25 protein-coding genes and 1 tRNA gene are annotated in these 26017 nt (G+C 67.2%); 15 read left to right on the top strand and 11 right to left on the bottom strand.

Annotated elements, in window-relative coordinates; all coding sequences use genetic code 11:
• Positions 1-21 precede the first annotated feature (21 nt).
• The 3 genes from BKA16_RS10145 to BKA16_RS10135 all read right to left on the bottom strand — a co-directional run bounded on the left by BKA16_RS10145 (position 22) and on the right by BKA16_RS10135 (position 3886).
• On the bottom strand, positions 22-912 hold the full coding sequence (locus BKA16_RS10145) for a Bax inhibitor-1/YccA family membrane protein (RefSeq protein ID WP_183370533.1): 891 nt from the start codon (positions 910-912) through the stop codon (positions 22-24).
• A gap of 135 nt (positions 913-1047) precedes the next feature.
• Positions 1048-1659 (bottom strand): TetR/AcrR family transcriptional regulator, encoded by a 612-nt coding sequence (locus tag BKA16_RS10140; RefSeq protein ID WP_183370532.1) that lies wholly within the window; start codon positions 1657-1659, stop codon positions 1048-1050.
• Between the two features lie 4 nt (positions 1660-1663).
• The gene (locus BKA16_RS10135) at positions 1664-3886 is read right to left on the bottom strand and encodes an MMPL family transporter (protein WP_183370531.1); all 2223 of its coding nucleotides are present in this window, start codon (positions 3884-3886) and stop codon (positions 1664-1666) included.
• Between the two features lie 107 nt (positions 3887-3993).
• Between BKA16_RS10135 and BKA16_RS10130 the strand changes: the two genes are divergently transcribed.
• On the top strand, positions 3994-5118 hold the full coding sequence (locus BKA16_RS10130) for a phosphotransferase (protein ID WP_183370530.1): 1125 nt from the start codon (positions 3994-3996) through the stop codon (positions 5116-5118).
• A complete protein-coding gene (locus BKA16_RS10125) occupies positions 5115-6260 on the top strand; it encodes an Rv3169 family protein (protein ID WP_183370529.1) in 1146 nt (381 codons plus the stop codon). Before BKA16_RS10130 ends, BKA16_RS10125 begins: the two co-directional genes overlap by 4 nt.
• A 4-nt stretch (positions 6261-6264) precedes the next feature.
• Here BKA16_RS10125 and BKA16_RS10120 read toward each other — a convergent pair whose 3' ends face one another.
• From BKA16_RS10120 to BKA16_RS10110, 3 genes are all read right to left on the bottom strand, one after another.
• Positions 6265-6978, bottom strand: coding sequence for a DsbA family oxidoreductase (locus BKA16_RS10120; protein ID WP_183370528.1), 714 nt, complete (start codon positions 6976-6978; stop codon positions 6265-6267).
• A gap of 122 nt (positions 6979-7100) precedes the next feature.
• On the bottom strand, positions 7101-7976 hold the full coding sequence (locus tag BKA16_RS10115; protein ID WP_183370527.1) for a DUF559 domain-containing protein: 876 nt from the start codon (positions 7974-7976) through the stop codon (positions 7101-7103).
• Positions 7977-8106: 130 nt separating this feature from the next.
• Entirely contained in the window at positions 8107-9477 is a 1371-nt protein-coding gene (locus BKA16_RS10110; protein ID WP_183370526.1) for a DHA2 family efflux MFS transporter permease subunit, read from the bottom strand.
• 73 nt (positions 9478-9550) lie between these two features.
• Between BKA16_RS10110 and BKA16_RS10105 the strand changes: the two genes are divergently transcribed.
• The 5 genes from BKA16_RS10105 (at position 9551) to BKA16_RS10085 (ending at position 14124) form a co-directional block, all read left to right on the top strand.
• Positions 9551-10147 (top strand): TetR/AcrR family transcriptional regulator C-terminal ligand-binding domain-containing protein, encoded by a 597-nt coding sequence (locus BKA16_RS10105; protein WP_183370525.1) that lies wholly within the window; start codon positions 9551-9553, stop codon positions 10145-10147.
• 68 nt (positions 10148-10215) lie between these two features.
• A tRNA-Leu gene (locus BKA16_RS10100) sits at positions 10216-10289 on the top strand.
• A 126-nt stretch (positions 10290-10415) separates the two neighbouring features.
• The gene (locus BKA16_RS10095) at positions 10416-11312 is read left to right on the top strand and encodes a cutinase family protein (RefSeq protein WP_183370524.1); all 897 of its coding nucleotides are present in this window, start codon (positions 10416-10418) and stop codon (positions 11310-11312) included.
• 141 nt (positions 11313-11453) lie between these two features.
• Positions 11454-12404 carry an NADPH:quinone oxidoreductase family protein gene (locus BKA16_RS10090; protein WP_183370523.1) on the top strand — a complete coding sequence of 317 codons (951 nt, stop codon included), beginning with the start codon at positions 11454-11456 and terminating at the stop codon, positions 12402-12404.
• Between the two features lie 193 nt (positions 12405-12597).
• Positions 12598-14124 carry an MDR family MFS transporter gene (locus tag BKA16_RS10085; RefSeq protein WP_343067356.1) on the top strand — a complete coding sequence of 509 codons (1527 nt, stop codon included), beginning with the start codon at positions 12598-12600 and terminating at the stop codon, positions 14122-14124.
• A 21-nt stretch (positions 14125-14145) separates the two neighbouring features.
• Here BKA16_RS10085 and BKA16_RS10080 read toward each other — a convergent pair whose 3' ends face one another.
• The gene (locus BKA16_RS10080) at positions 14146-14772 is read right to left on the bottom strand and encodes a hypothetical protein (protein ID WP_183370522.1); all 627 of its coding nucleotides are present in this window, start codon (positions 14770-14772) and stop codon (positions 14146-14148) included.
• Positions 14773-14954: 182 nt separating this feature from the next.
• Between BKA16_RS10080 and BKA16_RS10075 the strand changes: the two genes are divergently transcribed.
• From BKA16_RS10075 to BKA16_RS10060, 4 genes are all read left to right on the top strand, one after another.
• The gene (locus BKA16_RS10075; protein ID WP_183372995.1) at positions 14955-15788 is read left to right on the top strand and encodes an oxygenase MpaB family protein; all 834 of its coding nucleotides are present in this window, start codon (positions 14955-14957) and stop codon (positions 15786-15788) included.
• Positions 15785-16603 carry an oxygenase MpaB family protein gene (locus BKA16_RS10070; RefSeq protein WP_343067355.1) on the top strand — a complete coding sequence of 273 codons (819 nt, stop codon included), beginning with the start codon at positions 15785-15787 and terminating at the stop codon, positions 16601-16603. Before BKA16_RS10075 ends, BKA16_RS10070 begins: the two co-directional genes overlap by 4 nt.
• Positions 16604-16675: 72 nt before the next feature.
• On the top strand, positions 16676-18112 hold the full coding sequence (locus tag BKA16_RS10065) for a cytochrome P450 (RefSeq protein ID WP_387996685.1): 1437 nt from the start codon (positions 16676-16678) through the stop codon (positions 18110-18112).
• Between the two features lie 9 nt (positions 18113-18121).
• The gene (locus tag BKA16_RS10060; RefSeq protein WP_183370521.1) at positions 18122-19006 is read left to right on the top strand and encodes a TIGR03854 family LLM class F420-dependent oxidoreductase; all 885 of its coding nucleotides are present in this window, start codon (positions 18122-18124) and stop codon (positions 19004-19006) included.
• On the opposite strand, the gene BKA16_RS10055 is transcribed toward BKA16_RS10060, so the two are convergent.
• From BKA16_RS10055 to BKA16_RS10045, 3 genes are all read right to left on the bottom strand, one after another.
• A complete protein-coding gene (locus tag BKA16_RS10055) occupies positions 19007-19915 on the bottom strand; it encodes an aminoglycoside phosphotransferase family protein (protein WP_183370520.1) in 909 nt (302 codons plus the stop codon). It lies immediately after the preceding gene.
• 82 nt (positions 19916-19997) lie between these two features.
• On the bottom strand, positions 19998-20234 hold the full coding sequence (locus tag BKA16_RS10050; RefSeq protein ID WP_183373251.1) for a hypothetical protein: 237 nt from the start codon (positions 20232-20234) through the stop codon (positions 19998-20000).
• 68 nt (positions 20235-20302) lie between these two features.
• The gene (locus tag BKA16_RS10045) at positions 20303-20638 is read right to left on the bottom strand and encodes a hypothetical protein (protein WP_183370519.1); all 336 of its coding nucleotides are present in this window, start codon (positions 20636-20638) and stop codon (positions 20303-20305) included.
• 124 nt (positions 20639-20762) lie between these two features.
• Here BKA16_RS10045 and BKA16_RS10040 point away from each other — a divergent pair, with 124 nt between their 5' ends.
• The 4 genes from BKA16_RS10040 to BKA16_RS10025 all read left to right on the top strand — a co-directional run bounded on the left by BKA16_RS10040 (position 20763) and on the right by BKA16_RS10025 (position 25136).
• Positions 20763-21293, top strand: coding sequence for a DinB family protein (locus BKA16_RS10040; protein WP_183370518.1), 531 nt, complete (start codon positions 20763-20765; stop codon positions 21291-21293).
• A gap of 4 nt (positions 21294-21297) precedes the next feature.
• Positions 21298-22485 (top strand): MalY/PatB family protein, encoded by a 1188-nt coding sequence (locus tag BKA16_RS10035; protein WP_183370517.1) that lies wholly within the window; start codon positions 21298-21300, stop codon positions 22483-22485.
• Entirely contained in the window at positions 22482-23333 is an 852-nt protein-coding gene (locus BKA16_RS10030) for a patatin-like phospholipase family protein (RefSeq protein ID WP_183370516.1), read from the top strand. The genes BKA16_RS10035 and BKA16_RS10030 overlap by 4 nt, the downstream gene beginning before the upstream one ends.
• A 105-nt stretch (positions 23334-23438) precedes the next feature.
• On the top strand, positions 23439-25136 hold the full coding sequence (locus tag BKA16_RS10025; protein ID WP_183370515.1) for a FumA C-terminus/TtdB family hydratase beta subunit: 1698 nt from the start codon (positions 23439-23441) through the stop codon (positions 25134-25136).
• A 280-nt stretch (positions 25137-25416) separates the two neighbouring features.
• On the opposite strand, the gene BKA16_RS10020 is transcribed toward BKA16_RS10025, so the two are convergent.
• Positions 25417-25980, bottom strand: coding sequence for an SDR family NAD(P)-dependent oxidoreductase (locus BKA16_RS10020; RefSeq protein WP_183370514.1), 564 nt, complete (start codon positions 25978-25980; stop codon positions 25417-25419).
• Positions 25981-26017 lie beyond the last annotated feature (37 nt).

Raw genomic sequence — 26017 nt, 5'->3', positions numbered from 1 at the left:
CGTCCGGTTGACCGGACCAGGCTAATCGCTGTTGAGGATGCTCAGCAGGCGCAGGATCTCGACGTACAGCCACACGAGGGTGACGGTCAGGCCGAGCGCGACGCCCCAGGCGGCCTTCGACGGTGCGCCCGCACGGATCAGCTGATCGGCGGAGTCGAAGTCGATGAGGAACGAGAACGCGGCGAGCGCGATGCAGACGAGCGAGAAGATGATCGCGATGGGGCCGCCGTCGCGGATGCCGAAGCCGTGGCCGTCGTTGAACAGGCCGACGACCAGGTTGCCGATCACCAATGCCAGGACGCCGAAGAGGCCGGCCATCAGCATGCGGGTGAAACGCGGGGTGACGCGGATGGCGCCGACCTTGTAGACCACCAGCATGCCGACGAACACGCCCAGCGTGCCGAGGACCGCCTGTCCGATCAGGGTGCCGGCCGAGACGTCGCTGACCATCACGTTCGCGAAGACGAAGGAGATCGCGCCGACGAACAGTCCCTCGAATGCGGCGTACGCCAGCACGATCGCCGGGTTGTCCTGTTTCCGGCCGAAGCTGGCGACGAGGACCAGGACGAGGCCCACGATGGCGCCGACGGCCATGATCGGCGAGGCGACGGCGAGCTGGTCGTCGACCGTGCCGCGGCTGCTGATGAAGAAGTAGGCGGCCACCGCGAACACGATCACGGTGCCGAGCGTCATCGCCGTCTTGGTGACGACGTCGTCGATCGTGAGTGATCGGCTGGTGGTCGACGGGCTGTAGCCCGGCTGGGTGTACTGGGCGGCGTGCTGCTGCTGTCCCTGCATCATCGATGCCTGACCCGCGCCGGCCATGCCGGTTCCGAAGGTGGCGTAGCCGTTGGCATCCTTCTTGTTGTCGCGGATCACGCCTCGCATGATCGGGTTGCTGGACTCTCGCACTGGTGCTCCTTAGTCTGGTGCGCATCAGGTCTGCGGACGACTGGTTCGACTGTTCAACGAACGTCGGACCCGCTGTGTTCCCACTTTACCGGTTCTTGACCGAGAAAGATGTCCGGCAAGTCGTCATCGCAGCATTCAGGATCGGCCGAGACCCTCCGCGACGGCGCGCAGGGTCTGCTCGGCAAGTGCCAGATCATCGCCCCACGGCAGCCCCGGCTTGGAGATCATCACGGAGGCGAAACCGTGGGCCACCGACCACAGCTTCAACACGGTCTCGATCGGATCGGACTGCGGCAGAAGGTCGTGCGCCATCATGTCGACGACGGTGCCGCGGAACTTCACGAACGCCGACGACAACATCACCTCGTCGGTCTTCGACGGCTTGCCCGGTTCGGTGATGCGCGAGAACGCGGTCCGATAGACCACGTCGTTGTCGATCGCGAACCGGATGTACGCCAGCCCCTGGGCCAGAGCGCGTTCCAACACGTCGTCGATCCCCGCCGAGGCGGCGTCCATCACGTCGGCGAACCGCTCGAAGTAGTGGGCACACACCGCGTCGAGGAGTTCTTCCTTGTCGTCGAAGTGCCGATAGATCGACGGTGGGGTGACGCCCACGCGCTGGGCGACGGCACGGATCGAGACGGCGTCGGCACTGCCCAATCCGATCAGAAGTTCTGTCGTGGCATCGATGATCTCGTCGGCCAACTGGTCACCGCTGCCGCGCGGCGATCGTGGTCGTACGGCCATCTGCTCACTCCTCTGTCAGCCCGATCCGATCATGCAGTCTGCGCAACGGTGCGGGCGCCCACCAGTTCCATGTTCCCATCAGCCGCATGAACGCGGGCACCAGGAACATCCGGATGACCGTCGCGTCCATCAGGACCGCCAGCGTCAGACCCACCCCGAACATCCTCATGAACGACACCTCCGACGCCGCGATCCCGGCGAACACGATGGCCATGAGCAGTGCGGCGGCGGTCACGACGCGACCAGTGCGGGCCAGTCCGACGGCGACCGCGCGGTCGTTGCCGCCCGCGGTCCGGGGTCCGGCCAGCCATTCCTCGCGGATACGGCCGAGGAGGAACACCTCGTAGTCCATCGACAGACCGAACGCGATGCAGAACATGAGAACCGGCATGGTGGCGACGAGGTACCCGAGCGGAGTGGTGCCGAGCGCGCCGAGGTGCCCGTCCTGGAAGATCCACACCATGGCGCCGAACGTCGCCGACAACGAGAGCACATTCATCACCAGCGCCTTCAGCGGCAACAGCACGCTGCCGGTGAACAGGAACAGCAGCAGGTAGGTCGCCACCGCGATCACGATGAGCACCCATGGCAGATGCGCGAACATCGAATCGACGGCGTCGGCGTTGACGGCCGACGCGCCGGTGTACGAGACGCGGGCCCCCGCGGGCGCGCCTATCGCACGCAGAGCCTCGATCTGGTCGGCGCCCTCATCGCCCATCGGCTCCACCGAACTCGAGATCGACAGGAGGGCGACGCCGTCGCGCGCGTCGGTCGGATCGCCCGGCGCCACCCGATTCCCGTCGGTGAACACACCGACCGGCGAGAGTACCGACTCGACACCGTCGATCCTCGACACGCTCGCCGCGTACGACTGCAGAGCCTGTTGCGCCACATCGCCTTCGACGACGGCGATCACCGAACTGCCGGGGCTCGACGCGTAGTCGGCGCGGGCCTGATCGGCCATCGAGTGGACGCCCGCATCCGTCGGCAGCACGCGCTCGTCGGGGAACCCGAACTTGAGGCCGAGAAACGGCGCACCGAGGATCAACAGCAGGACGGGCACGATGATCGCGACCGGCACCGCGCGACGCAGCACCCACCGTGACAGCCGGTACCAGGCGGTCTCCTCGATGGGACGGGCGACCGGCGCCGGTCGACGGAGAAGTCGCCGGATCCCGGCGCGTGCATCCAGGGCGTCGACTCGGTCACCGAGGACCATGAGCAGGGCGGGCGTCACGATCAGAGCTGCGATCAGCGCGACGGCGACGACGCCGACTCCGGCGTAGGCGAACGAGCGCAGGAAGTACATGGGGAAGATCGCCAACGCGGCCAACGCCAGGGCGACGGTGACCGCCGAGAACGCGACGGTCCGGCCCGCCGTGTCGACGGTGCGGATGATCGCGGTGCGGCGATCGCGGCCGGCCGCGACCTCTTCGCGGTACCGCGTCACCAGCAGCAGGGTGTAATCGATCGCCAGTGCCAGCCCCATCGCCGTGGTGAGATTGAGCGCGAAGATCGAGACGTCGGCGAACCCGGCGATCAGACGCAGCATGGCGAGCGTGACGACGATCGCCACGCCCCCGATCAGTACGGGAAGAAGCGCCGCGACGACACCGCCGAACACGACGATGAGCAACAGGAAGCTGATCGGGATGGCGATCGCCTCGGCGACGGCCAAGTCTTTCGATGTCTGCTCGTTGATCTGTCCGTAGACCAACGCCATGCCGCCGGTCTGCAGGTCGACGCCGTGCCGCCCGGTGCCGATGAGGTCGGCGAGTTCCTCGGCGTTGCCTGGCGCCTCCTGATCACCGCCGGAGATCGCGGTGACGATCTGGGTGGAGGTCCTGTCCTCGCTCAGCAACTCGCCCGCGAGGTTCGGCGAGTTCCAGACGGTCAGGATCGGTTCCTGGACGTAACCGCCGTGCGCGACGGACTTCTCGTCGAGGATCGCCAGGACCTCGTCGCGGGCGGCGATCGCGGCGGGGTTCGACGTCATGTCGGCGTCGCCGTCGAGTTTGATCACGAACTGCAGCCCGCCGCGATCGAATCTCTCGTCGAGCACCTTCGTCGCATGGCTCGATTCGGCCGAGGGATCCTCGAATCCGCCCGAGAGCATCGTCGATGCGGCACCGAGACCATAGACACCGCACAGCGCCACGATCACCACCGAGACGGCGAGGACGATCCTCGGTGCGGCCACCACGCGCTCGGCCAGTCGTGTGAACACGTCGCCTCCTAGGTTTACATCGTTACGTTAACGACGTTAATCTAACGCCACCGCATGTTCCGTGCCAACCGCTCACGGCGTGAAGTGAAACGTGTTCCAATGCAACCGTGTCCCCCATCACAGACAACGACGGAGCTCAGGTCGCCCGACCGAGCGAATCACGCCGCGACCCCGAGTGGCTCAGACAACGACTCGACACCTGGCTCAAAGGCCGGGAGAGCGCCGACGCCGAGGTGATCTCGGTCGAGATCCCGGAGGCCAACGGCATGAGCAGCGAAACGCTGCTCGTCGAGGCGCAGATCGCCGGATCGCGGCAACGACTCGTCGTGCGGGTGGCGCCGATGCCCGAGAGCGACCCGGTATTCGAGTCCTACGACCTCGACGGACAGTTCGCACTGATCCGCCACGTCGCCGATCACACGGATGTCCCGGTGCCGAAGCTGTGGTGGTCCGAGCCCGATTCCACTGCACTGGGCGCCCCGTTCTTCGTGATGAGCCGGGTGGACGGCGAGGTGCCGCCCGACGTGATGCCGTACACATTCGGATCATGGGTGTCGGAGGGCTCCGCCGAGCAGCAGCATCGCCTGCTGACCGAATCGGTCGGCGTGCTCGCCAAGATCCACGCCGCGCCCCTGCCCGCGGCCGGAGTCGCGATGCCCGCACCCGGCGAGGATCCGCTGCGCGGCCACATCCGACGGCTTCGCGGGTTCTACGAGTGGGCATCGACCGGACGGACCGGTGCACCGCTGATCGAGCGGGCGTTCGCGTGGGTCGACGAGCATCTGCCTGCGCCGTCGTCTGATCCGGTCCTGTCGTGGGGCGACGCACGGATCGGCAACATCATGTACCGCGACTTCACACCGGTCGCCGTGCTCGACTGGGAGATGGCCACCATCGGGCCGCGCGAACTCGACGTGTCCTGGATGATCTTCATCCATCGGTTCTTCCAAGACATCACCGAGACGGCGGGCCTGGAAGGGCTGCCCGGGTTCCTCACCCGCGACGACGTCGCCGCCGAATACCAGAGACAGACCGGACACACCCCCGCCGACCTGGACTTCTACACGCTGTACGCGGCGCTGATCCACGCTGTCGTCATGTATCGGATCCAGTGCCGGGCGATCCGCTTCGGCCAGGCCCCCGAGCCCGCCGACCCCGACGACATGATCATGCATCGCGCGACGGTGGAGGCGATGATGGCCGGAACGTACTGGAAGGACGTCAGACGATGAACCGCGGCGCACTGTCGGAGATGGACGACTACCCGATCCACCAGGTGGCCGAGGTGGTGCGGCACGTCGGGACCTCCGACCGGAACTTCTACGACCGGTACTACTTCAACTGCCACGGCGACATGCGCGGCGACGAACCCGATCCCTGGCTGATCGTCGGACTCGGCGTGTATCCGAACCTTGGCGTGGTCGACGGGTTCGCGGTGATCCGCCGCGACGACGACCACCTCGTCGTGCGGGCGTCGAAGGCGTTGGGCGACAACCGGAACGACCTCGCGATCGGCCCCCTGAAACTCGAGGTACTGGAGGGCCTGCAGCGGCTGCGGATGTCACTGGATCCCGGTCACGGCGAGTTCTCGTTCGACCTCGTCTTCGACGCCGAGGGCCCCGCGCTCCTGGAGCCGCGGCACTACCAGCGGCAACTCGAGCGGGTCACGTTCGACACGATGCGCTTCGTGCAGACCGGTACGTGGACCGGTTCGCTCACCGTCGACGGCACCGCGTACGACGTACAGCCCGACGTCTGGCGCGGCAACCGCGACCGCTCATGGGGCGTGCGTCCCGTCGGCGAGGCCGAACCGCCCGGACGCCGCGCCGCCGAGACCGATGCGTCGTCGTTCTTCTGGATCTACGCGGTGATGCGGTTCGAGGAGTACTCGATCGTCGTGGTGGTGCAGGAGCTGCGGACCGGCGAACGGGTCATGGGCGATGCCAAGCGCGTCTGGAACGACGCCTCGCGGGAACCCGAATGGCTGGGCCGCGTGGAGCACGAGGTCGAATTCGTCTCGGGCACACGCGAACCCGCCGGTGCCACGCTGCGCTTCGTGAAGCCGGACGGGTCGTCGACCGCTGTGCGCGCCACCCCGCAGGTCGCGAACTACATCGGTTTCGGCACCGGCTACGGACTGGAGCAGGACTGGCGACACGGCATGTGGCAGGGTGAGGAGAAGGTCGAGGCGGTGCGGAACACCGTGTCGGGATTCGATCCGATGATGAAGATGTTCTGCCCCGTCGACCACTACTCGTCGTTCGTCTACACCGACGGTGCCGTCACCGAGACCGGCGACGGTCTGTTCGAGTTCGCGGTGATCGGTCCGCACGATCCGTACGGCTTTCCGGACTACACGGCGACGGCGCCGTAGGGCATCACGCCTGCGGCACCGCGCACCCGTCCGGTCCGCATGCGTCTCCGTCGGCGTTGAGGACCTGCGGGGCGACGGGACGCGCATCCCACGCCTGGTTCAGCGCCTGGGTGAACAGCTCCACCGGCTGCGCACCGGACACCGCGTACTTGCGGTCGAACACGTAGAACGGAACGCCCTGCACGCCGAACTCCTGCGCCTGGGCCTCGTCACGTCGGACGTCGTCGGCGAAGCGTGTCTTGTCGGCGACGACGTCGCGGACCGCCGCCTCGTCGAACCCGGCGGCAACCGCCACCTCGACGAGCCGGTCGTCGCTGCCGAACAGCGGCTTCTCATCGGCGAAGTTGGCCAGGTACAGAGCGTCGAGCATCTCCTCTTGGCGACCGAACCCGGCCGCCCACTGCAGGAGACGGTGCATGTCGAAGGAGTTGCCGCCGTCGCGGCCCGACGTGATGTACTCCAGGCCGGCCTCGTTGGCGGCCGCGCCGAGCTGGCGTTCGCCCTCGGCTGCCTGCTCCAGGGTGCGCCCGTACTTCTTCGCGATGTGCTCGACGACGTCGCCCGACTCGCCCAACGGGCTGGTCGGGTCGAGTTCGAACGAGCGGTGCGTCACCTGTACCGCGGCGGCGTCGGCGAACTGGGCGAGCGCGTCGTTGAACCGCTTCTTCCCGAGGTAGCAGAACGGGCAGTTGATGTCGGTCCAGATCTCGACCTGCATGATGGGGCGCCTCCGATAGTGGGTTTCGTCCCGAATCAACGCCCGCCGCCGCCGCGTTGTTCCGGCGCAGAGAATCCGGCACCGCAAACCGGACTGGGTCCCGTTTGGAGTGCCCGATCTTCTCACGCCGCCGCCCGCCGCACCTCGAATGCACCGGCGAGCTCGGCTTCGACGTCGTCAGGCGTGAACTTCAGGCGCTTCCACGTGAAGATGAGCGGCAGCCAACCGATCCCGCTGAGCATGTTGGTGGTCTGTTGGTCACGCTCCCACTGATTGTGTGCGTGATGGAAGGCCCATCCGTGCAGCTGCACGGCGATGTTCTCGTCCGGCCACACGAAGTCGATGCGGCGCCCGCCGATCCACTGCTGCTGCAGCCATCCGCCGATCTTCCGACGGCGGAGGAACCGGACGAACATCCGCTCGAGCTCGGACTCGGACTCGTCTTCGGCCGACGCCAGAAGGACGCGGGCCTTACCCATCCCGTTCGTGCCCGCATTCCGATCCGCCGCGGCTCGCAGTTGCGCGAGGGTCACCCGTTTGTGCAGAAGGGCGCGGTCGACCATGTCTATGCCATCGCGCAACAGTCCACCGCCGATCAGGATCGTCAGCGGTAGTGCCGTGGTCTCGATGCCGTCGACGACGGCGAGGTCCTCCGTGGCGAATGTGCGCCGACGAACGTTCACCGGGACCGAACACGTCGCCCCGTGCGCCGACCGCGGCACCGACACGGTGACCGGTGACGGGAGATCGTCGATCAGTCCGTGCAGCCAGACCGCCGACTCCCGATCGACTACCCCGCCCCGCGCCAGCGACGCGATCCGCAGGCGCGCCATGTCGGTCAGGCGGTGTTCCGCCGACAGATACACCGACTTCGCCTCTTTGGACCACAGTCCCGACGTCGCCTTCCAATACACTTCGTCGGCGGACATGCCGAGCTCGCGCGCCTGATTCGTCGATATGACGCCGTCGCGATCGGCCAAGAATTCGGCTACCGCCACTGCTGTGAGATCAACTGCCCCCATGCAAGGTCAGACGCGGCGGAGGCCGATCCGGTTCCGTTCAGCGATTCCCGGGCGTGTCGTCGCCGGCGCGGAAGAATCCGGCACTCCAGACCGGACTCTGTCCCGTTCACAGTGCCGAAGATTTCTCGACGCCCGGCAACCACAGGGCGGCGAGCCCGCCGACCACGGCCAACGCCGTCATCCACCAGAACGCGTCGCGGAATCCGGCCGTCGCCGTGACACCGGCGGTGATCACGACCGCGGCGACCGCCGTCCCGACCGATCCCCCGACCTGCTGGAAGGCGCGGCTCACGATCGATGCGTCGTGCCGCTTCTCCCCGGCGAGGCCGACGAACGCCGACGCCATCACCGGACTCAACAGCATGCCGAGGCCGAGCCCTCGGACCAGCAGCCATACGCCGAGCCACACGAAGCCGGTCGTCTCGTCGGCGCACGCGAACGGAACGGTCGCCACCGCGACCACTGCGAATCCGGCGACCGCCACCCACCGGGCACCCATCGAGTCGGTGAGGCGCCCGGCCAGCATTCGACTGGCCAGGGCACCGACGCCCTGCGGAATCAAGATGAGCGCCGCACCGAGTACCGACTCGCCGCGCACCTGCTGGAAGTACAGCGGCAGCGCCAGCATCGCGCCGAAGCTCGCCAGACTGAAGAAGAACAGTCCCGCCGACGACGCCGCGACGTTGCGCAACCGCAGGATGCCGACATCGACGAGCGACGCGCCGCGACCGGACCGCCACGCGAACACACCCAGCAGCACCACGCCCACCGCGAACGGCACCAGCACGTCGGCACGCGCGATACCGGCCGACGCGTTCGACAGTCCCAGTAGAAGACCCGCGAGGCCCGGGGCCATCAACAGGAGTCCGATCCAGTCCAGGCGAGGCGCATCCGGACGACGATCATCGGGGATCCGCCACGACATGACGAGCGCCACCAGGCAGACCGGGATGTTCACCAGGAACATCCAGTGCCAGTTCAACCAGTGCAGGATGACGCCGCCGACGACCGGTCCGAGGATCGGTCCGAGGGCGGTCGGCAACGACACCATCGCGACCAACCGTCCGAGGGCACGACCTCCACTGGCCGCGACGAGAATCGAAGTCATCAGTGGGAACAGCAGACCGGCGCCGAGACCCTGAACCACGCGGAACGCGATGAGCGCGTGCAGGTTCCATGCGGAGGCGCAGAGAATCGAGCCGAGGAGGAACAACATCAGACCCGCCTGCCACGCACGGCGGGAGCCGAATCGGGTCGCCACCCATCCCGCGAGCGGCACCGCCACCGCGAGCGCCAGCAGATAGGCGGTGCCCGTCCACTGCACGGTGCCGACACCCGCGTCGAAGGTCCGCGTCAGCTCGTCGAACGCGATCGTCACGATCGTCGTGTCGAGGATCGGCGCGGTGAGCCCCGCGACCACGGCGAACGCGACCCGTTTGGCCTCGACAGGCACATCGTTGACTGTCTTCGTCGCCATCACATCCCCTTTAGATTCACTTCTGTATCTTATATCCAGAAGCAAGGATAGGACCGTGAGTTAAGATTCGCAAGTGAGTCTTAGTAGGGAGAAGGCGACGCGGCGACGCGGAGCAGAGTTGGAGGCCGCCATCCTCGACGCCGCCTGGGAGCAGCTGACCGAACGCGGGTACGAGGGCTTCACCTTCGAGGCGGTCGCCGACCGCGCGGACACCAGTCGGCCGGTCCTGTACCGGCGCTGGGCCACCCGCGCCGAACTCCTCAAGGCGACGATTCGGCATCACGGCGACGCCGAGGACACCTCCGCGCCGGACACCGGCAGCGTGCGCGGCGACCTCCTCGCCGCCCTTCGTCGTTCCAACGAACAGCGATCCAACTTCCTGGTGCTGCTCAGCGCGAGCTTGGGCGGCTACTACGCGGAGACCGGGTCGACGCCCGGCGAGATCCGCGAACTGCTGCTCGGGCGACGGGCACGGCTGGCCATCGACGACATCCTCGACCGCGGCGTCGAGCGTGGCGAGATCGATCCCGCCACGCTCACTCCCCTGGTTCGCGCCGTGCCGTACAGCCTGTTCCGCCACGAGGTGGTGATGAACCTGCAGGCCGTCCCCGACGAGACGCTCGAAGCCATCGTCGACGAGGTGTTCCTACCACTCGTGAGGGCTTCGTGACCCGCCGGCGGTAGGTGCAGAGGCCCGCCGCGATCGCGATGCGTCGTCGTTTGGCATGCTTGTCACGCGCCCCCATAGCCCAACTGGCAGAGGCAGCGGACTTAAAATCCGCACAGTCAGGGTTCGAACCCCTGTGGGGGCACCGGTCAGAGTGTTCACGACGTTCTCCAGACCCGGCGGGACTGTCACGGCCACGCGGCCCCGCTCCGTCTCACATAGCAACTGACTCGCGAGTACGGTTGCGGCACGCCAGAATTGGCATTCAGCCATGCGTGTATCCCTCCTCCCCGCCGCCCTCCTAGCCGTTGGACTCCTCGTCCACTGCTGCCTCACCGCCGCGCCGGCCCGTGCGGACACGTGCCCGCACACGATGACCTTCGCGGTCGGGGGCACCGACAACGGCGACTCCATCGATGTGCCCGGAATCGGCGAAGGACCGGTGACCCGAATCCGCTATCCGGGGTCGATCGCCCCCGACGGCGACGTCGGAGGCGACGACTCCGTCGCCCGCGGCGAACACGCCCTCGATACCGCCGCCCGCGCGTTCCGCGCCGAATGCCCCGGCTCGCACATCACGGTCGTCGGGCACTCCCAGGGCGCACTCGTCGCAGGCAACGTCCGGGACGACTGGTCCGACGATCCGTTGATGCGCGATGACGTCGACGTCGTTCTCGTATCCGATCCGCGCGCCGCCGACGGCGCCATGTCACAACTTCCATCCGTCATACCGGGATTCACGCACACCGGGCCGCGCCCGGCCTCGCCGATCCCGACGTCGTCGGTATGCCACGACAACGACGCCATCTGCAACGTCGGCAACCCGATCCACGATCCGGGACATGCCGTCGACGCCGCCATCGGATACGTGATCGGCGCCCACGAGTACCAGTACGTTCCGCACGATCCCGGTCGGCACGACCTACCGCCGGTCAACCACATCGTGCCGTCGACACCACTGGACAACGATCCACCGAACCTGCGCGACACACTCGAGCCGGTCACCCAAGCACTCATCCCGGACGCCCCGATCATCATCGGCCGCTACGAACCGACACCGATCCGCGATTACATCCCGCAGGCCGCGCACCACCTCGTACCCGACGACATCGGTGACATCGTGCTGCCGCCTCTGCCGCCACTCGGGTGGCACTGTGATGACGACTAGTGTCGGCAGCTCCTCGAGCATGTGAGGGTCGGCGTCCTCGAGTGTCACCGTGCCGGTTCGAATGCGACCGGGCACCATCGATTTCTAAGCGATCGCATACCTGCCGCGCGGGCGTCGGCGGCCCCGGCTAGAGTCAGGCCCATGCGTGCAGTCCAGATCACGTCCCTCGACGGCCCGGAGAAGGTCGAACTCCTCGACGTGCCGGAGCCCGCGGGCGACGGCAAGGTCCTGATCCGAGTCCGCGCTGCCGGAGTCTCGTTCCCCGAGCTCCTCCAGTCGCGCGGCCAGTACCAGATGAAGCCGGAGCTTCCGTTCACCCCGGGATCCGAGGTCGCAGGCGAGGTGATCTCCGCTCCCGAGGGGTCGGAGTTCTCCGCGGGCGACCGGGTCGCCGCCCTGCCGCTGCTCGGCGGCTTCGCCGAGATCGTCGCCGCCGACGAACAGTATGTGTTCCCGCTCCCCGACTCGGTGTCGTTCGAGGCGGGCGCATCGGTCATCTTCAACTACGGCACCGCGTACTTCGCGCTGATCGAACGCGGCCACCTGCAGGCGGGCGAGAGCGTGCTGGTCCAGGGCGCCGCGGGCGGCATCGGCACGGCGTCGATCCAGGTCGCGAAGGCCTTCGGCGCGAGCCGCGTCGTCGCCGTCACCTCGACCGACGAGAAGGGCGCGATCGCCGTCGCCGCGGGCGCCGACGAGTACGTTCTCGCCGACGGATTCAAGGACGCCGTGGGCGGCAAGGTCGACATCGTGGTCGATCCGGTCGGCGGCGACCGCTTCACCGACTCGCTGCGCTGCCTCGCCGAGACCGGACGACTGCTGGTCATCGGCTTCACCGGCGGTTCGATCCCCGAGGTCAAGGTCAATCGACTGCTGCTGAACAACATCTCGGCGATCGGCGTCGGCTGGGGCGCCTACGCCCTGAGCAAGCCGGGCCACGTCCGCACGGAGTGGGACGCGCTCGCACCGCACCTCGCGTCGGGCGCGTTGAACCCGGTCATCTCGACGGTCCACCCACTCGAGAACGCGACGGAGGCACTCCTCGAACTCGACCAGCGACGCGCACTCGGCAAGGTGCTGCTGCAGCCGTGACGCAGTAGCCCGTCCCGAAACTCAGGCCGGACACGGCGACTCGAGGCTCGCCGTCGACCCGACTCCGCGGCCACGTCCGACTCGTCTGCGTGAGAAATCGGTTGACACTCGGTGTCTAAACCCAGGAACCTAGAGCGGTATCGCCCGCATCACATGCTCTCGATCGGGCCCCACCGCCCGAAAGGACACCGAAGTGAGTGTCGACGACCGCTCCTCCGAAGCGGCAACGCCCACACCGCCGCCACCGAAGTCGGTGAACATCGTCATCGTCCTCCTCTTGGTCGCCACGTTCGTCATGATCTTGAACGAGACGACGATGGCCGTGGCGATTCCGGTCCTCATGCAGGATTTGAACATCGTCGCGAGCACCGCCCAATGGCTGACCACCGCGTTCATGTTGACGATGGCCGTGGTGATTCCGACGACGGGCTTCATTCTCCAGCGGTTCTCGACGCGCTCGGTGTTCATCACCGCGATGGTGCTGTTCACGGCAGGTACCGCACTCGCCGCGGTGTCCCCGAACTTCATCCTCCTGGTGACCGGCCGCGTGGTCCAGGCCTCGGGCACCGCGGTGATGATCCCGCTGATGATCACCACCGTGCTGACGTTCATCCCCGAGCAGAAGCGCGGCACCGTCATGGGCTTCATCTCGATCGTCATCGCCGTCGCACCGGCGGTCGGTCCGACCCTGGCCGGTTGGATCCTCAACCATCTCGAGTGGCGCTGGCTGTTCTACGTGATGTTGCCGATCGCCGGACTGGCCCTGGTCCTGGGGCTGATCTTCGTCCGGAACATCACCACGCCCCGGAAGGCGCCGTTCGACATCGCCTCGGTGCTCCTGTCCGTCATCGCGTTCGCCGGCCTGATCTACGGCCTCAACAGCCTCGGCGAGGCCGCGGCCGGCGACACTCCGGTGCCGCCGTGGGTGCCGATCGTCATCGGCGCCGTCGCCCTCGCACTGTTCGTGTGGCGCCAGCTCTCGCTGCAGACGACCGACTCGGCCCTGCTCGATCTGCGGCCGTTCGCCACGCGGACGTTCACCGTCGGCATCGCCATTCTGCTGGTCGCGATGGCCGCCCTCTTCGGCGCATTGATGCTGCTGCCGCTGTTCATGCAGAACGTCTGGCACGCCAGCCCGATGGACACCGGCCTGGTCCTGCTGCCGGGCGGTCTGGTGATGGGTCTGATCGCGCCGTTCGTCGGTGCACTCTACGACAAGGTCGGGCCGCGTCCGCTGGTCACCCCGGGGGCGATCCTGGTGACCGTCGCCCTCATCCTGCTGACCACGCTGAAGGCTGACGCCGTGACCGGCGAGTTCTGGATGTTCACGAACCAGGAGTGGAAGATCGTCGGCATCCATGTGGTCCTCAGCCTCGGCCTGGGCACCATGATGACACCGCTGATGACCTCGGCCCTCGGCTCCGTCCCCCCGATGATGTACTCACACGCCAGCGCCATCCAGAACACGCTGCAGCAGCTCGCAGGCGCCGCGGGCACCGCCCTGTTCATCACTGTGATGACACGGGCGAGCGCGTCGTACGCGCTCGCCGGGAACGATCCGGTGCAGTCCATGGCGCACGGTATCCACCAGGCGTTCTACTGGGGTGCGGGCTTCGGAGTCCTCGCCGTCGTGCTCTCCTTGCTGGTGCGCCGCCCGACGAACACCGAAGAGCAGATCGAGACCGAGGTTCCGGGCGACACGCCGGTCACGATGCACTGACCGGCGGTTCCGGGCGACCGTTCAGAGCCACCGGTGGGCGTGGCGCAGGTCGACCGCTTCGCTCACGGTGATCGTCGTACCCGCGAGCTCGGTCCCGCAGCGCTGCGCCAGACGTCGCTGCAACGCATGGGTGCGGTGCATACCGCGCACAGTGGTCGACGTCCCGTCCGGGAATCGAAGCAGGACCATCCAGTCGATCCAGCGGTTCGTCTCGTCCGTGCCTCGGTTCTCGTACTTGAACAGTTCGGCGTCGGTCTCGTCGTAGCGCACCGCGTACACCCGGCCTCCAGTCCTCTCCAGGACGAGTCCGTCGGCGAATTCGTGCAGGAGCAGCTTTCCGTCACGTCGCTCGGTGAGACCCCGCACGAGCGCCCCGCCGAAGACGAGAAGGCCGAGTGCCGACAGGACGACCGCGACGGCGAGCATCACCCAGCCGACGACCGGGTGCGATTCGCGCAGCAGCCATCCGGCCACCCCGAGCGGTACCAGGAACCACGCGCTGCATCCGACGAGCAGCCCCACACCGAAGATCGGCATCGTCGCGTCGTTGTCACCGACATTGATCTCGTCGGACTCCGACCACGGTCCGAGTCCTGCTCCATCGGCCGCCTCCAGCACCCGATCGGTGGCCGACATCGTCTTCGCCATGGGAACGATCCTCTCGCCCGGGGTCCGTGCACGCCCCTTGTTCAGAGAACATCGTCGCGCACGCGCATTCCCACTGTGGTCACCGGTCACCCCCTCCGCTAATCTGAATACAAATGTATTCAGATAGGGAGGGTCGCGTGACCGCACGGGACGAGCAACTCGACGACGCACAGTCGAACAAGATGAGCCGCGCCGAACTCGACGCGATGGATGCGAGCGTGTTCGGCAGGTCGCTGCTGTCGATGGGATCACTGATGTCGACATCGAACGTGATCATGCAGTTGGCCGATCCGGCGATCGGCTACGGCGTGGCCCGCAGTCCCGTGGAGAACGGTCGACTCGACACGCACCCGATCAAGCGGGCGCGCACCACCGCGTCGTACCTGGCTGTCGCGGTGTTCGGCAACGCGGACGACCGGCGACGGTACCGTCGCGCGGTGAACCGCCAGCACGCACAGGTCCGCTCCACCGACGACAGCCCCGTCGAATACAACGCGATGCGCGCCGATCTGCAGCTATGGGTCGCCGCCTGCCTGTACTACGGATGGGAGGACATCTACGAGCGCGTTCACGGCCCGATCCCGGCGCACACCCGCGACACCTTCTACCAGCAGGGCAAGGTACTCGGCACCACGTTGCAGATGCCCGCGGAACACTGGCCCGCCGACCGCGACGCGTTCACCGTGTACTGGAACGATCGCGTCGCGAAGATCGACATCAGCGACGAGGTGCGCGACTTCCTGCTCGACATCGCGAACTTCGGTTACGCGAGCGATTCGATCGCGCGCCGGTTCGGCCCGATCAAATACCGCCGCACCATCGGCTTCCTGCCCCCGGAGTTCCGCGACGCTCTGCGTGTGGAGTGGACCGCCGAGGATCAGGCGTGGTTCGACGACTACGTCGCCGCGGCGGTACGCAAGGAGCGCCGCAAACCACGGTGGCTGTCCCAACTGATGTTCACGGCACTGCTGTGGGACACCCGGTTGCGCGCCCGCCTGGGACGGCCGTTGATGTGAGCGTCGACGTCCGCCTCGATGCCGACTCGCTGATCTGGAGGTACCTGGGTGACAGACGATTCGTCATGTCGATCTGCCGGGCGGTCTCACTGCAGATGCTGCACCCGGCCATCGCGACGGCCACCCACGAGTTCTCGATGGTTCGCAATCGGGTGTTCGTGCACAAGCAGCGGACCGCCCCGTGCATCATCCGGTCGGCGTATCAATCCGACTTCGACGAGGTACGGCTGATCCGGTACAGCCACGACGAGTTCACCGGCCGCCTTCGGAACGGAACGCGGTATCACGCGCTGAATCCGGAGATCTTCTTCTTCGAGCATGCGACGTACGTCGACGCCCTGTTCGCCTGCGTCGAGCACTTCTTCACACCCCTCGACCACGAGAGTCGAGGACGGCTCTACCTCGAGACGTGCGAATGGTATCGCCGCTACGGGATCTCCGAGCGTCCGATGCCCGCCACACTCGGCGAGTTCTACGAGTACTTCGACGACGCCCTGGCCACATGCCTCGACCCCGACCCCGGCTACCAGTGGTACCGCGAGCAGTTGCTCCGCCCGGACACGTGGTTCTTCAAGGACCTGCCGACTCCGGCCGTCCGCGCGATGCAGCATCCGGTGGCCGCCGCACATCTGGGAATCACCGCGTCGAGCTCGGACCGCCGCGTTCTGGAACGCTACGCACGGCGGCTGCGGCTGGTCGACGCCGTCGCGCCACGCCGGAACATCTACCCCGACTATGTCGCGACCGAGGTCCTGGCGGCACGCTCACGCAGGCAATCCGCGCAATCCATGGCTTCTCCGTCACATTCGGACTAACCTTGACGTTGGAACATAACTGAGTTTATGTTCCAACGTCAGATGACTCAGCGGACGATTGCGGAGGCAGCCATGCCGGTTCCCAGTACGGCGGAATTGACCACGACGGCGACCAAGACAATGCAGAAGGTACTGGCCAAGGCGACGGCCGCGTATCCCAGTTCGGATACGGTCCTGGCGGCGCCGCCCGCGGGATCCGGGCTCAAACCGGTGATGGGCAACCCTGGCATGCCGTTGGTCGGCACCACCATCGAATCGCTGGTGGACCCGCTCGACGGCACGATGAAGCGGTTCGAGAAGTACGGCCCGGTGTCGTGGTCGAGCGCGCTCGGCATGAATCTGGTGACCCTCGTCGGACCGGATGCCGTCGAAGCCGCGTGGATGAACCGCGACAAGGCCTTCTCCAGCGAGAAGGGCTGGGAACTGATGATCGGCCCGTTCTTCCGACGCGGCATCATGCTGCTCGACTTCGGAGAGCACATGCACCACCGTCGCATCATGCAGCAGGCGTTCTCGCGACCGAGGTTGGAGGGCTACCTCGATCTGATGACTCCGCACATCGAGTCGTCGCTGGCCGAATGGAAGGTCGGCGACGCCTTCCCCATGTACTCCAGGACCAAAGAGCTGCTCCTGTCGCTGGCCTCGGAGGTGTTCGTCGGATCATCGCTCTCGCGGGAGGAGAACCACGAGCTCGAGCAGGCCTTCGAGGCCGCGGTCCGCGGCGGGCAGGCCATCATCCGCCGTGACGTCGGCAACTTCACCTGGGCGCGCGGACTTCGCGGGCGCGAACTCCTGCAGAAGTACTTCCGTTCGGAGATCCCGGCCCGCCGGGCCGGCGACGCCGAGGATCTGTTCACCGTCCTGTGTCACAGCGAGGACGACGAGGGCAACACCTTCAGCGACGAGGACGTCGTCAACCACATGATCTTCGTGATGATGGCGGCCCACGACACGAGCACCATCGCGCTGTCGATGATGACGCACTACCTGGGTCGCCATCCGGAGTGGCAGGAGCGGCTGCGCGCGGAGTCGATCGCGCTGGGCACACCGACCCTCGCATACGACGATCTGGACGCGCTCCCCAGTCTCGACCTGGCGTTCAAGGAGACCCTGCGCCTCAACGCGCCGGTCGGGATGCTGTTCCGCAAATCGATCAAGGACACCGAGGTCCTCGGCCACTACATCCCCAAGGGCACGCTCGTCGCGATCCACCCGTGGGCGACGATGCTCCGCGAGGAGTGGTGGCCCGAACCGACGAAGTTCGACCCCGGGCGCTTCTCCCCCGAGCGTCGTGAGGACAAGGTGCACCGGTTCGCCTGGTGTCCGTTCGGCGGCGGCGCGCACAAGTGCATCGGCCTGTACTTCGGCGGCATGGAGGTGAAGTCGATCATGCACCAGCTGCTGTTGAACTTCGAATGGTCGGTCCCCGACGACTACGAGCTCGACCTCGAGTACGGCACCGGCCCCACCCCCGCCGACGGTCTGCCGATCGACTTCCGGCGGCGATAGAGTTCGCCCATGACGAAGAAGGTGCGGTTCGGAATCGGCGTCGGACCGCGCAGCGGCCCCGATCGGCTCGCCGACCTGGTCGACCTGCTCGAAGACACCGGAATCGACTCGCTCTGGTTCTCCGAGACCGTGTACGGCCCCACCGTCGACCCGACCGTCGGCATGGCGTTCGCTCTCGCTCGGACGGCGCGGCTGAAGGTCGGCACATCGGTCGCGATCCTTCCCGGTCGGCATCCGGTGCTGGTGGCCGAGCAGCTCGCATCGTTGGCCGCGTTGGCGCCCAAGCGCGTCCTGCCCGTGTTCGGGTTGCAGGCGGCGACCCCGGCCGAACGCGAGCTGTTCCCCGTCTCCGGGCGGCGCGGCGACGTCTTCGACGAATCGTTGCGCCTGCTCCGCGCCGTCCTGCACGACGACGACGTCGACTTCGACGGCGAGTTCTTCACGGTGCACGGCGCGCGCGTCGGACTGCGACCGACGCGCCCGTTGGACGTCTGGGTGGGCGGCCGTGTCCGCGCCGCGTTCCGACGCGTCGGCCGATACGGCGACGGCTGGCTCGGCAGCTTCGTGACGCCCGCGGAGGCCGCGACGGCCGTCGCGACGATCCACGCCGAGGCCGACGCCGCGGGCCGCACGATCGACGACGATCACTTCGGACTCACCCTGCTGCTCGCCGAGAACGGGGTGCCGGACGATCTCGCGACCGCCGTCACCCGCCAGCGACCCGGCGTCGATCCCGCGGAGCTGGTCGCAGGCGGTTGGGCCGATCTGCACCGTCTCATCGACGGCTATCTGGACGCCGGCCTGAGCAAGTTCGTGGTGTTGCCCGCCGACGGTCGGGCGGTGGATCGGTTCGTCGACCGGTTCGCCGCCGAGCTGCTGCCGCGACAGAACTGATCATCGCTGCACGCCCTTCGCGACGCTGACGCATGTGGTGATCCACGTCCGCTCGTCGTCGGTGAGCCCGCGCCCGAGACGTTTCGCGTCCTCGACGGTCCAGTGCGCGTTCAGCACCATGCGGACGATCACCCAGTCCCGGGCGCGGTCGTCGTCGAACCCGGCCGCCTCGACGGTCGCGTGGAACCGGGTCTGGATGGACCCGCGCAGATAGCCCTCCATCTCGTCCCATCGGTTCCACAGCAGCGGAGCGACCTCGTAGTGCGGATCGCCCGACATCGGCTGCGGATCGATCGCCAGCCACGGCTCGCGATCGGCGGCGAGAACGTTCTCGTAGTGGAGGTCGCCGTGGATCATGGTGCCGTCGGTGCCCGGGTCGTCGACGAACGCCCACCCGCGCGCGACGGCCTGCTCCACCAGCCGCGGCGGCATCGGCAGATCGGCGACGTCGCATTCGAGCGCGTCGAGCCAGCCGCGCAGACGAGAGCTCAACGTCGCCAGTCGATTCGGTGCCGGCTTGTGCAACCGGCCGTACAGGTCGGCGACGATCTGGCACGCCTGGACGTCCCACTCCCGCGTCAGGTCCTGCGGGTGGAGGCGTTCCAGCAGCAACGCGTGATGCCGCGGATCTGCCCGGTGCATCGCCACGGCACCGTCGCCCGCCCAGTGCTGGAGCGCGAGGTGTTCCTGTGCGGTGTCCGGCGAGTCGAAGCCGATCTTGAGGACCGCGTCGCCGTCGGCGCCGGTCACCGGAATCACCAGCGACGCGTGTCCGTGCATCGGTTCGCCGTCCGGCGTGAGCCGCCACGCGTCGAGGAGATCGTCGGTCAAGCGGGGCAGTCGGTCGAGCCAGTCGGCCCAATCGTCGCCGAGACGGCGTTGCGAAGCCAGTTCGACGGGGATGTCCACGCCGTCGAGCGTACGGCGCGATCGCCGCAGAGATCTTCGGCACTGCAAACCGTGCCCGGTCCGGTTTGGAGTGCCGGATTCTTCACGCGCGCCAGACCCGTCTCCGATACATGCAGATCAGGATGCCGAGGCCGACCACCCCCGGCAGCATGTGGACGGCGAGCACGCCGACGAGCGACGGACCGCCCCAAGCGGTCTCGTACGAATCGAGAAAGAACGGTTCGGCGACCGCACGGATCACGAAATACGCGCAGACGAGGCCGAGTAGGACGATCGCGACGCTGCGGACGGGACGCCGTACAGATGGATTCTCAGTCATGACCCGATGGTCGGACCCGAGATCTCGTCGGACATCCCCCATAGGAGGGACATCGCGTCACGACTCGATCAGGCGGGCGCCACCGCGATCGGCCGCCACATGCCGGTCGAGTATTCGAAACGCACGGCCGCGGGAGGTGTCACGCCGTCGGGCACCGTGTACGCGGTCGCGACGAGACCGTCGCAGTCGACGTGGTCGAAGGTGAACGGCTGCGCCATCTGCTGCGCGAACTCACCGGTGAGGAATGCGAGCGACTCGGTGTCGGCGAGCTCGCACGGTGACGGCAGCGGAGCCGAATAGTCTCGGCGCCCGTCGATATCAGCACCGGCAGGCGCGCACCCGGCGACGGTCGCCGCGACGACCACCAGCACGCATCCCGCGGCGACGGCGACCGATCGACTCATGTCCACTCCTTCGTGCTCCGACCTGACACCGGGACTATCGTGACCGATCCCTCAGGAGTGACCGTACCGTCGTTCAATCGACGGACGTCCACTCAGTACCCGACATCGTCGTAATCTTGAGTTCATGGCGATCGCCCCGGAGGACAAGGACTGGACCTGGGTCACGACCCGGCGCTGTGCGTTCTGCGGATTCGATCCGGGCGGTCTGGTCCACTCGGAGGTCGCCGGACGCATCTCGGCGTCGACGGCCGGGTGGCGCGAGGTCATCGCCCGACCGGGCGCGACTGTGCGGCCGAACGACCACACCTGGTCGCCGGTCGAGTACGCCTGTCACGTCCGCGATGTGCACGCGGTGATGCGCGAACGTCTGGAGTCGATGCTCGCCCGGCAGCCCGCACACTTCGCGAACTGGGATCAGGACGAGGCGTCCGCCGACTACGCGGACCAGGATCCCTCGACGGTGGCCGACGATATGGAAGCGAACGCGGCGGCATTCGCCGACGCGTACCGGTCCGTCGCCGACGACCAGTGGACGCGTGAAGGGCTGCGCGGGGACGGCGCAGTGTTCACCGCGACCTCGCTGGCCGCGTACGCGCTGCATGATCTCACCCACCACCGAGTGGACGTCGGACTGCCCGCGACCCCGCTAGTCTGAGGCCATGGTCACCGTCGACAATCCACTCGAACAGCTCACGGTCGACGACCTCCGGCGGCGGACGAGCATGAAGTGGCGGGCGTATCCGCCGGACGTGCTGCCGCTGTGGGTCGCCGAGATGGATGTGATGCCGGCGGCGCCGATCACGGCGGCCCTGCGGTCCGCGCTCGACCGGGGCGACACCGGGTATCCCTCCGGCGCACGCGACTACGCTCGCGCGCTGGCCGGATTCGCGCAGCGACGCTGGGGCTGGGACGGGATCGACGTCGACACCGCGCAACTCGTGCCCGACGTGATGATGGGGATCGTCGAGGTCCTCAAGCTGGTGACCGACCCGGGCGACGCCGTCGTCGTGAACACTCCGGTGTATCCACCGTTCTTCGCGTTCACCGAGCACGCCGATCGTCGCGTGATCGGCGCGCGACTGTCCTCGACCGGGCGCATCGATCTCGCCTCACTGGAGACGGCGTTCTCCCGGGCGCGAACCACCGGCGGCAGACCGGCGTTCCTCCTCGCCAACCCGCACAATCCGACCGGAGCGGTGCACACGGTCGACGAGCTGACCGCCGTCGCCGCGTTGGCTCGCGAGTACGGCGTGCGGGTGGTCGCCGACGAGATCCACGCCCCACTCGTTCTCGACGGCGCACGGTTCACGCCGTACCTCTCCCTCGACGACACGGCCGTCGCGGTCACCTCGGCGTCGAAGGCGTGGAATCTGCCCGGGGTCAAGGCCGCGCTCGCGGTGCCTGGAGCGGCCGCCGTCGACGATCTGCGTCGCATGCCCGAGGAGGTGAGCCACGGCCCCAGTCACCTCGGCGTCCTCGCGCACACCGTCGCCTACAGCGACGGTGAGGACTGGCTCGACGCGCTGCTCGTCGGCCTGGCCTCGAACCGGGAACTGGTCGCACGCCTGATGATCGAGCATCTCCCAGCCGTGGGATACCAACCGCCCGAAGGCACCTATCTGGCGTGGCTCGACTGCCGCCCACTGGGATTCGACGACGCCGCGGAGCCCGGCGCGGTCGGCGATCTCGCCGGTCCTGCGAAGGCGTTCCTCGATCAGTGCCGCGTCGCGCTGAGCTCGGGTCACGTGTTCGGCGACGGCGGAGGCGGACACGTCCGCGTGAACCTGGCGACCTCGCAGGCGATCCTCACCGAGGCGTTCACCCGTATGGCGGCGGTGCATCCGTGAGAATCGCGTTCGTGTTGTCGGGTGGAGCCAATCTCGGGGCCCTGCAGGTCGGCATGCTGCGCGCGCTCGTCGAGCGCGGCGTGCGCCCCGACGTCCTCATCGGCGCGTCGGTCGGCGCATTCAACGCGGCGTACATCGCCGGGCGCGGCTTCGACGCCCGGACCGTAGCCGACCTCGCCGACGTGTGGCGCCCACTCCGCGCTTGGAAGCTGTTCCCGCCCAACCCGATCCGAATCATCGGAGCGTTGTCGGGCCGAGAAGACGCGATCGTCGGCGACCACGGTCTGCGCAGCCTCCTGCAAAGACACCTCACATTCACCGACATCGCGGCGACCCGCATCCCCCTGTCGGTGGTCGCCACGGATCTGCTGACCGGCGGCGACGTCCGTATCGACTCCGGACCGGCGATCGACGCGATCCTGGCCAGCGCAGCCATCCCCGGACTGCTGCCACCCGTCGAATGGAACGGCCGCAAGCTGATCGACGGCGGCATCGCCGACAACACCCCGATCTCCGACGCCGTCGATGCGGGAGTCGACCGGATCTACGTGCTGCCGTGCGGGTACCAGTGCGGCGACGTCGAGCCGCCGACCAATGTCGCGTCCACCCTGCTGCACACCATGACCCTGCTGATCCACAAGCGCCTGATCCGCGACATCCGCGAGTACGACGCCGGCGCCGAACTCGTCGTCATCCCGCCACCGTGTCCGCTGACCGTCGGGGCCCTCGACTTCAGCCTGGCCGATGAACTCATGGCGAAGGCGTACGAGTCCGCGTCGGCGTTTCTGGCGACCGACGGCGGCCTGCGCGATCATCCGGCCGACCACATCGAGATGCCGGTCAGCTGACCGACTCGGCGAACTTCCCCGGGGCCGTACACTCGACGAGCGGCCCCGAGAACATAGGTCATCCTTACCCGCACCGATGCTTGCGCGGTGGCTACTATTCGGTGCGTGAGCGAGTCAGCAGCCCCCGAATTCCTCTACTCCGACCTTCTCCCGGCGAATCAGGACGACACGCCCTATCGCCTGGTCACCACCGACGGTGTCTCCACTCTCGAGGTCGACGGCCAGAAGTTCCTGAAGGTCGATCCGAAGGCGATCCAGACCCTGACCGCCGAGGCGATGCACGACATCAGCCACTACCTGCGGCCGGCTCACCTGCGGCAGCTGCGCAAGATCATCGACGACCCGGAGGCCTCGGGCAACGATCGCTTCGTCGCCCTCGACCTGCTCAAGAACGTCAACATCTCGGCGGGCGGCGTGCTGCCGATGTGTCAGGACACCGGCACCGCGATCGTCATGGGCAAGAAGAGCGAGGGTGTTCTGACCGGCGTCGAAGACGGCGAGTGGGTCTCGCGCGGCGTGTACGACGCGTACACCAAGCTCAATCTGCGGTACTCGCAGAACGCTCCGATCACCGTGTACGAGGAGCGCAACACCGGCACCAACCTGCCCGCGCAGGTCGAGATCTACGCGACCGAGCAGGGGCCGAAGGGGCCCGAGTACAAGTTCCTCTTCATGGCCAAGGGCGGCGGCTCGGCCAACAAGTCGTTCCTGTTCCAGGAGACCAAGGCCATCCTGAATCCGAAACGCCTGCTCGAGTACCTGGACGAGAAGATCCGTTCGCTGGGCACCGCGGCGTGCCCGCCGTACCACCTGGCCGTGGTCATCGGCGGCACCTCCGCCGAGTTCGCGCTCAAGACCGCGAAGCTGGCGTCGGCGCACTACCTCGACAATCTGCCCACCGAGGGCGACATGACCGGCCACGGCTTCCGCGATCCGGAGCTCGAAGAGGAGATCTTCAAGCTCACCCAGTCGTTCGGCATCGGCGCCCAGTTCGGCGGTAAGTACTTCTGCCACGACGTCCGCGCGATCCGCCTCCCCCGCCACGGCGCGTCGCTGCCCGTGGCGATCGCCGTCTCCTGCTCGGCCGACCGCCAGGCACTCGGCAAGATCACCGCCGACGGCGTGTTCCTCGAACAACTCGAGACCGATCCGGCGCAGTACATGCCGGATGCGGGCGTCGCCGAGGACATCGCGGGCGGCGAGGTGGTCGAGATCGATTTGAACCGTCCGATGCCCGAGATCCTCGAAGAGCTCAGCAAGCACCCGGTCAAGACGCGCCTGTCGCTGACCGGCCCACTGGTCGTCGCCCGTGACATCGCGCACGCCAAGATCAAGGAGCGTCTCGACGCGGGCGAGCCGATGCCCGAATATCTGAAGAACCACCCCGTCTACTACGCCGGACCGGCCAAGACCCCGGAGGGCATGGCGTCCGGTTCGTTCGGCCCGACGACGGCCGGCCGCATGGACAGCTACGTCGAACAGTTCCAGGCCGCGGGCGGCTCGATGGTGATGCTCGCCAAGGGCAACCGATCCAAGCAGGTCACCAACGCCTGCGATGCGCACGGCGGCTTCTACCTCGGCTCCATCGGCGGTCCCGCGGCTCGTCTGGCGCTCGACTGCATCAAGAGCCAGGAGATCATCGAGTACCCCGAGCTCGGCATGGAAGCCGTGTGGAAGATCGACGTCGAGAACTTCCCCGCCTTCATCGTCGTCGACGACAAGGGCAACGACTTCTTCACCGACCCGTCGGGCACCGTGAACGTCCCGGTCAGCGGTATCCGCGTACGGTCGAAGGAGCGGTAGGGCCGAGTCCCCCACAGCTGTCTTCGCCACTGTGGACGACGCACGTGGGCACCCCGCCGGATCGGCTCACACTCGCCCCGCGACCGCCGTACCCCACCGCCTCATGTCTCTCGACGACTGGCGCGCCCTGGGCGGAGGACGTGTCCGCACGGTACGAGATTCAGGAGGGGCCTGATCGTGTCCGCTCGACCCAGGCCTCGCCACCAACGGGCAGTCCGTGACCTGATGCTCCCCACCTGACCGATGGAGTCGCGCCGCGCGACTATGTGATCGTGTGCCGTCAGTGCCACTCGAAGGCGCGACCGGCCGACAGCGCACCGTCGACGACGTATGCCTGACCCGACAGGTACGACGCGTCGTCGCTGGCCAGGAACGCGGCCATCGACGCGATGTCCGACGGTTCGGCCAGGCGGTTGTTGAGCGGCATCTTGCCGGTCATGCCGGCGCGGACCGCGGCCGGATCGGCCTGGCTCTCGAAGTACTGCTCGGTCATGTCGGTGCGGACGTAACCCGGGCAGATCGCGACGGCGCGCATGCCCTCGTGGCCGTGGTCGAGCGCGATGCAGCGTGTCAGTTGCAGCACGGCGGCCTTCGACATCAGGAACACACCCTTGACGTTCACGTCCATCACGAAGTCCCACTCCTTCTCGGAGGTGTCGGGGACGGACTTCTCGATCTCGGTGCCCGCGTTGTTCATCACGATGTCGAGGTGTCCGTGCGTCTCGACGACCTGTGCGACGAGCGCGTTCACCGAATCGGCGGAGGTGACGTCGACGTGGACGAACTCGATGTCGGGTCGGTCGTCATAGGTGGGGTCGATGGAACAGGACTGACGGCAACGCATCCCACCGTTTCGTCACGCCCCGCACCCCGACATGAAA

Origin of the sequence: Gordonia humi (assembly GCF_014197435.1) — a bacterium.
In the GTDB taxonomy this organism is placed as follows: domain Bacteria; phylum Actinomycetota; class Actinomycetes; order Mycobacteriales; family Mycobacteriaceae; genus Gordonia; species Gordonia humi.
Note: the sequence above shows the minus strand (reverse complement) of the source record. Positions and strands in the feature narration are given on the sequence as shown.

Coding starts and splice junctions, on each gene's coding strand:
- BKA16_RS10060 (WP_183370521.1), top strand. CDS start 18,122: ATGACGAAGAAGGTGCGGTTCGGAATCGGCGTCGGACCGCGCAGCGGC.
- BKA16_RS10090 (WP_183370523.1), top strand. CDS start 11,454: ATGCGTGCAGTCCAGATCACGTCCCTCGACGGCCCGGAGAAGGTCGAA.
- BKA16_RS10045 (WP_183370519.1), bottom strand. CDS start 20,638: ATGAGTCGATCGGTCGCCGTCGCCGCGGGATGCGTGCTGGTGGTCGTC.
- BKA16_RS10065 (WP_387996685.1), top strand. CDS start 16,676: ATGCCGGTTCCCAGTACGGCGGAATTGACCACGACGGCGACCAAGACA.
- BKA16_RS10075 (WP_183372995.1), top strand. CDS start 14,955: ATGAGCCGCGCCGAACTCGACGCGATGGATGCGAGCGTGTTCGGCAGG.
- BKA16_RS10125 (WP_183370529.1), top strand. CDS start 5,115: ATGAACCGCGGCGCACTGTCGGAGATGGACGACTACCCGATCCACCAG.
- BKA16_RS10020 (WP_183370514.1), bottom strand. CDS start 25,980: ATGCGTTGCCGTCAGTCCTGTTCCATCGACCCCACCTATGACGACCGA.
- BKA16_RS10050 (WP_183373251.1), bottom strand. CDS start 20,234: ATGACTGAGAATCCATCTGTACGGCGTCCCGTCCGCAGCGTCGCGATC.
- BKA16_RS10140 (WP_183370532.1), bottom strand. CDS start 1,659: ATGGCCGTACGACCACGATCGCCGCGCGGCAGCGGTGACCAGTTGGCC.
- BKA16_RS10040 (WP_183370518.1), top strand. CDS start 20,763: ATGGCGATCGCCCCGGAGGACAAGGACTGGACCTGGGTCACGACCCGG.
- BKA16_RS10110 (WP_183370526.1), bottom strand. CDS start 9,477: ATGGCGACGAAGACAGTCAACGATGTGCCTGTCGAGGCCAAACGGGTC.
- BKA16_RS10080 (WP_183370522.1), bottom strand. CDS start 14,772: ATGGCGAAGACGATGTCGGCCACCGATCGGGTGCTGGAGGCGGCCGAT.
- BKA16_RS10035 (WP_183370517.1), top strand. CDS start 21,298: ATGGTCACCGTCGACAATCCACTCGAACAGCTCACGGTCGACGACCTC.
- BKA16_RS10120 (WP_183370528.1), bottom strand. CDS start 6,978: ATGCAGGTCGAGATCTGGACCGACATCAACTGCCCGTTCTGCTACCTC.
- BKA16_RS10095 (WP_183370524.1), top strand. CDS start 10,416: ATGCGTGTATCCCTCCTCCCCGCCGCCCTCCTAGCCGTTGGACTCCTC.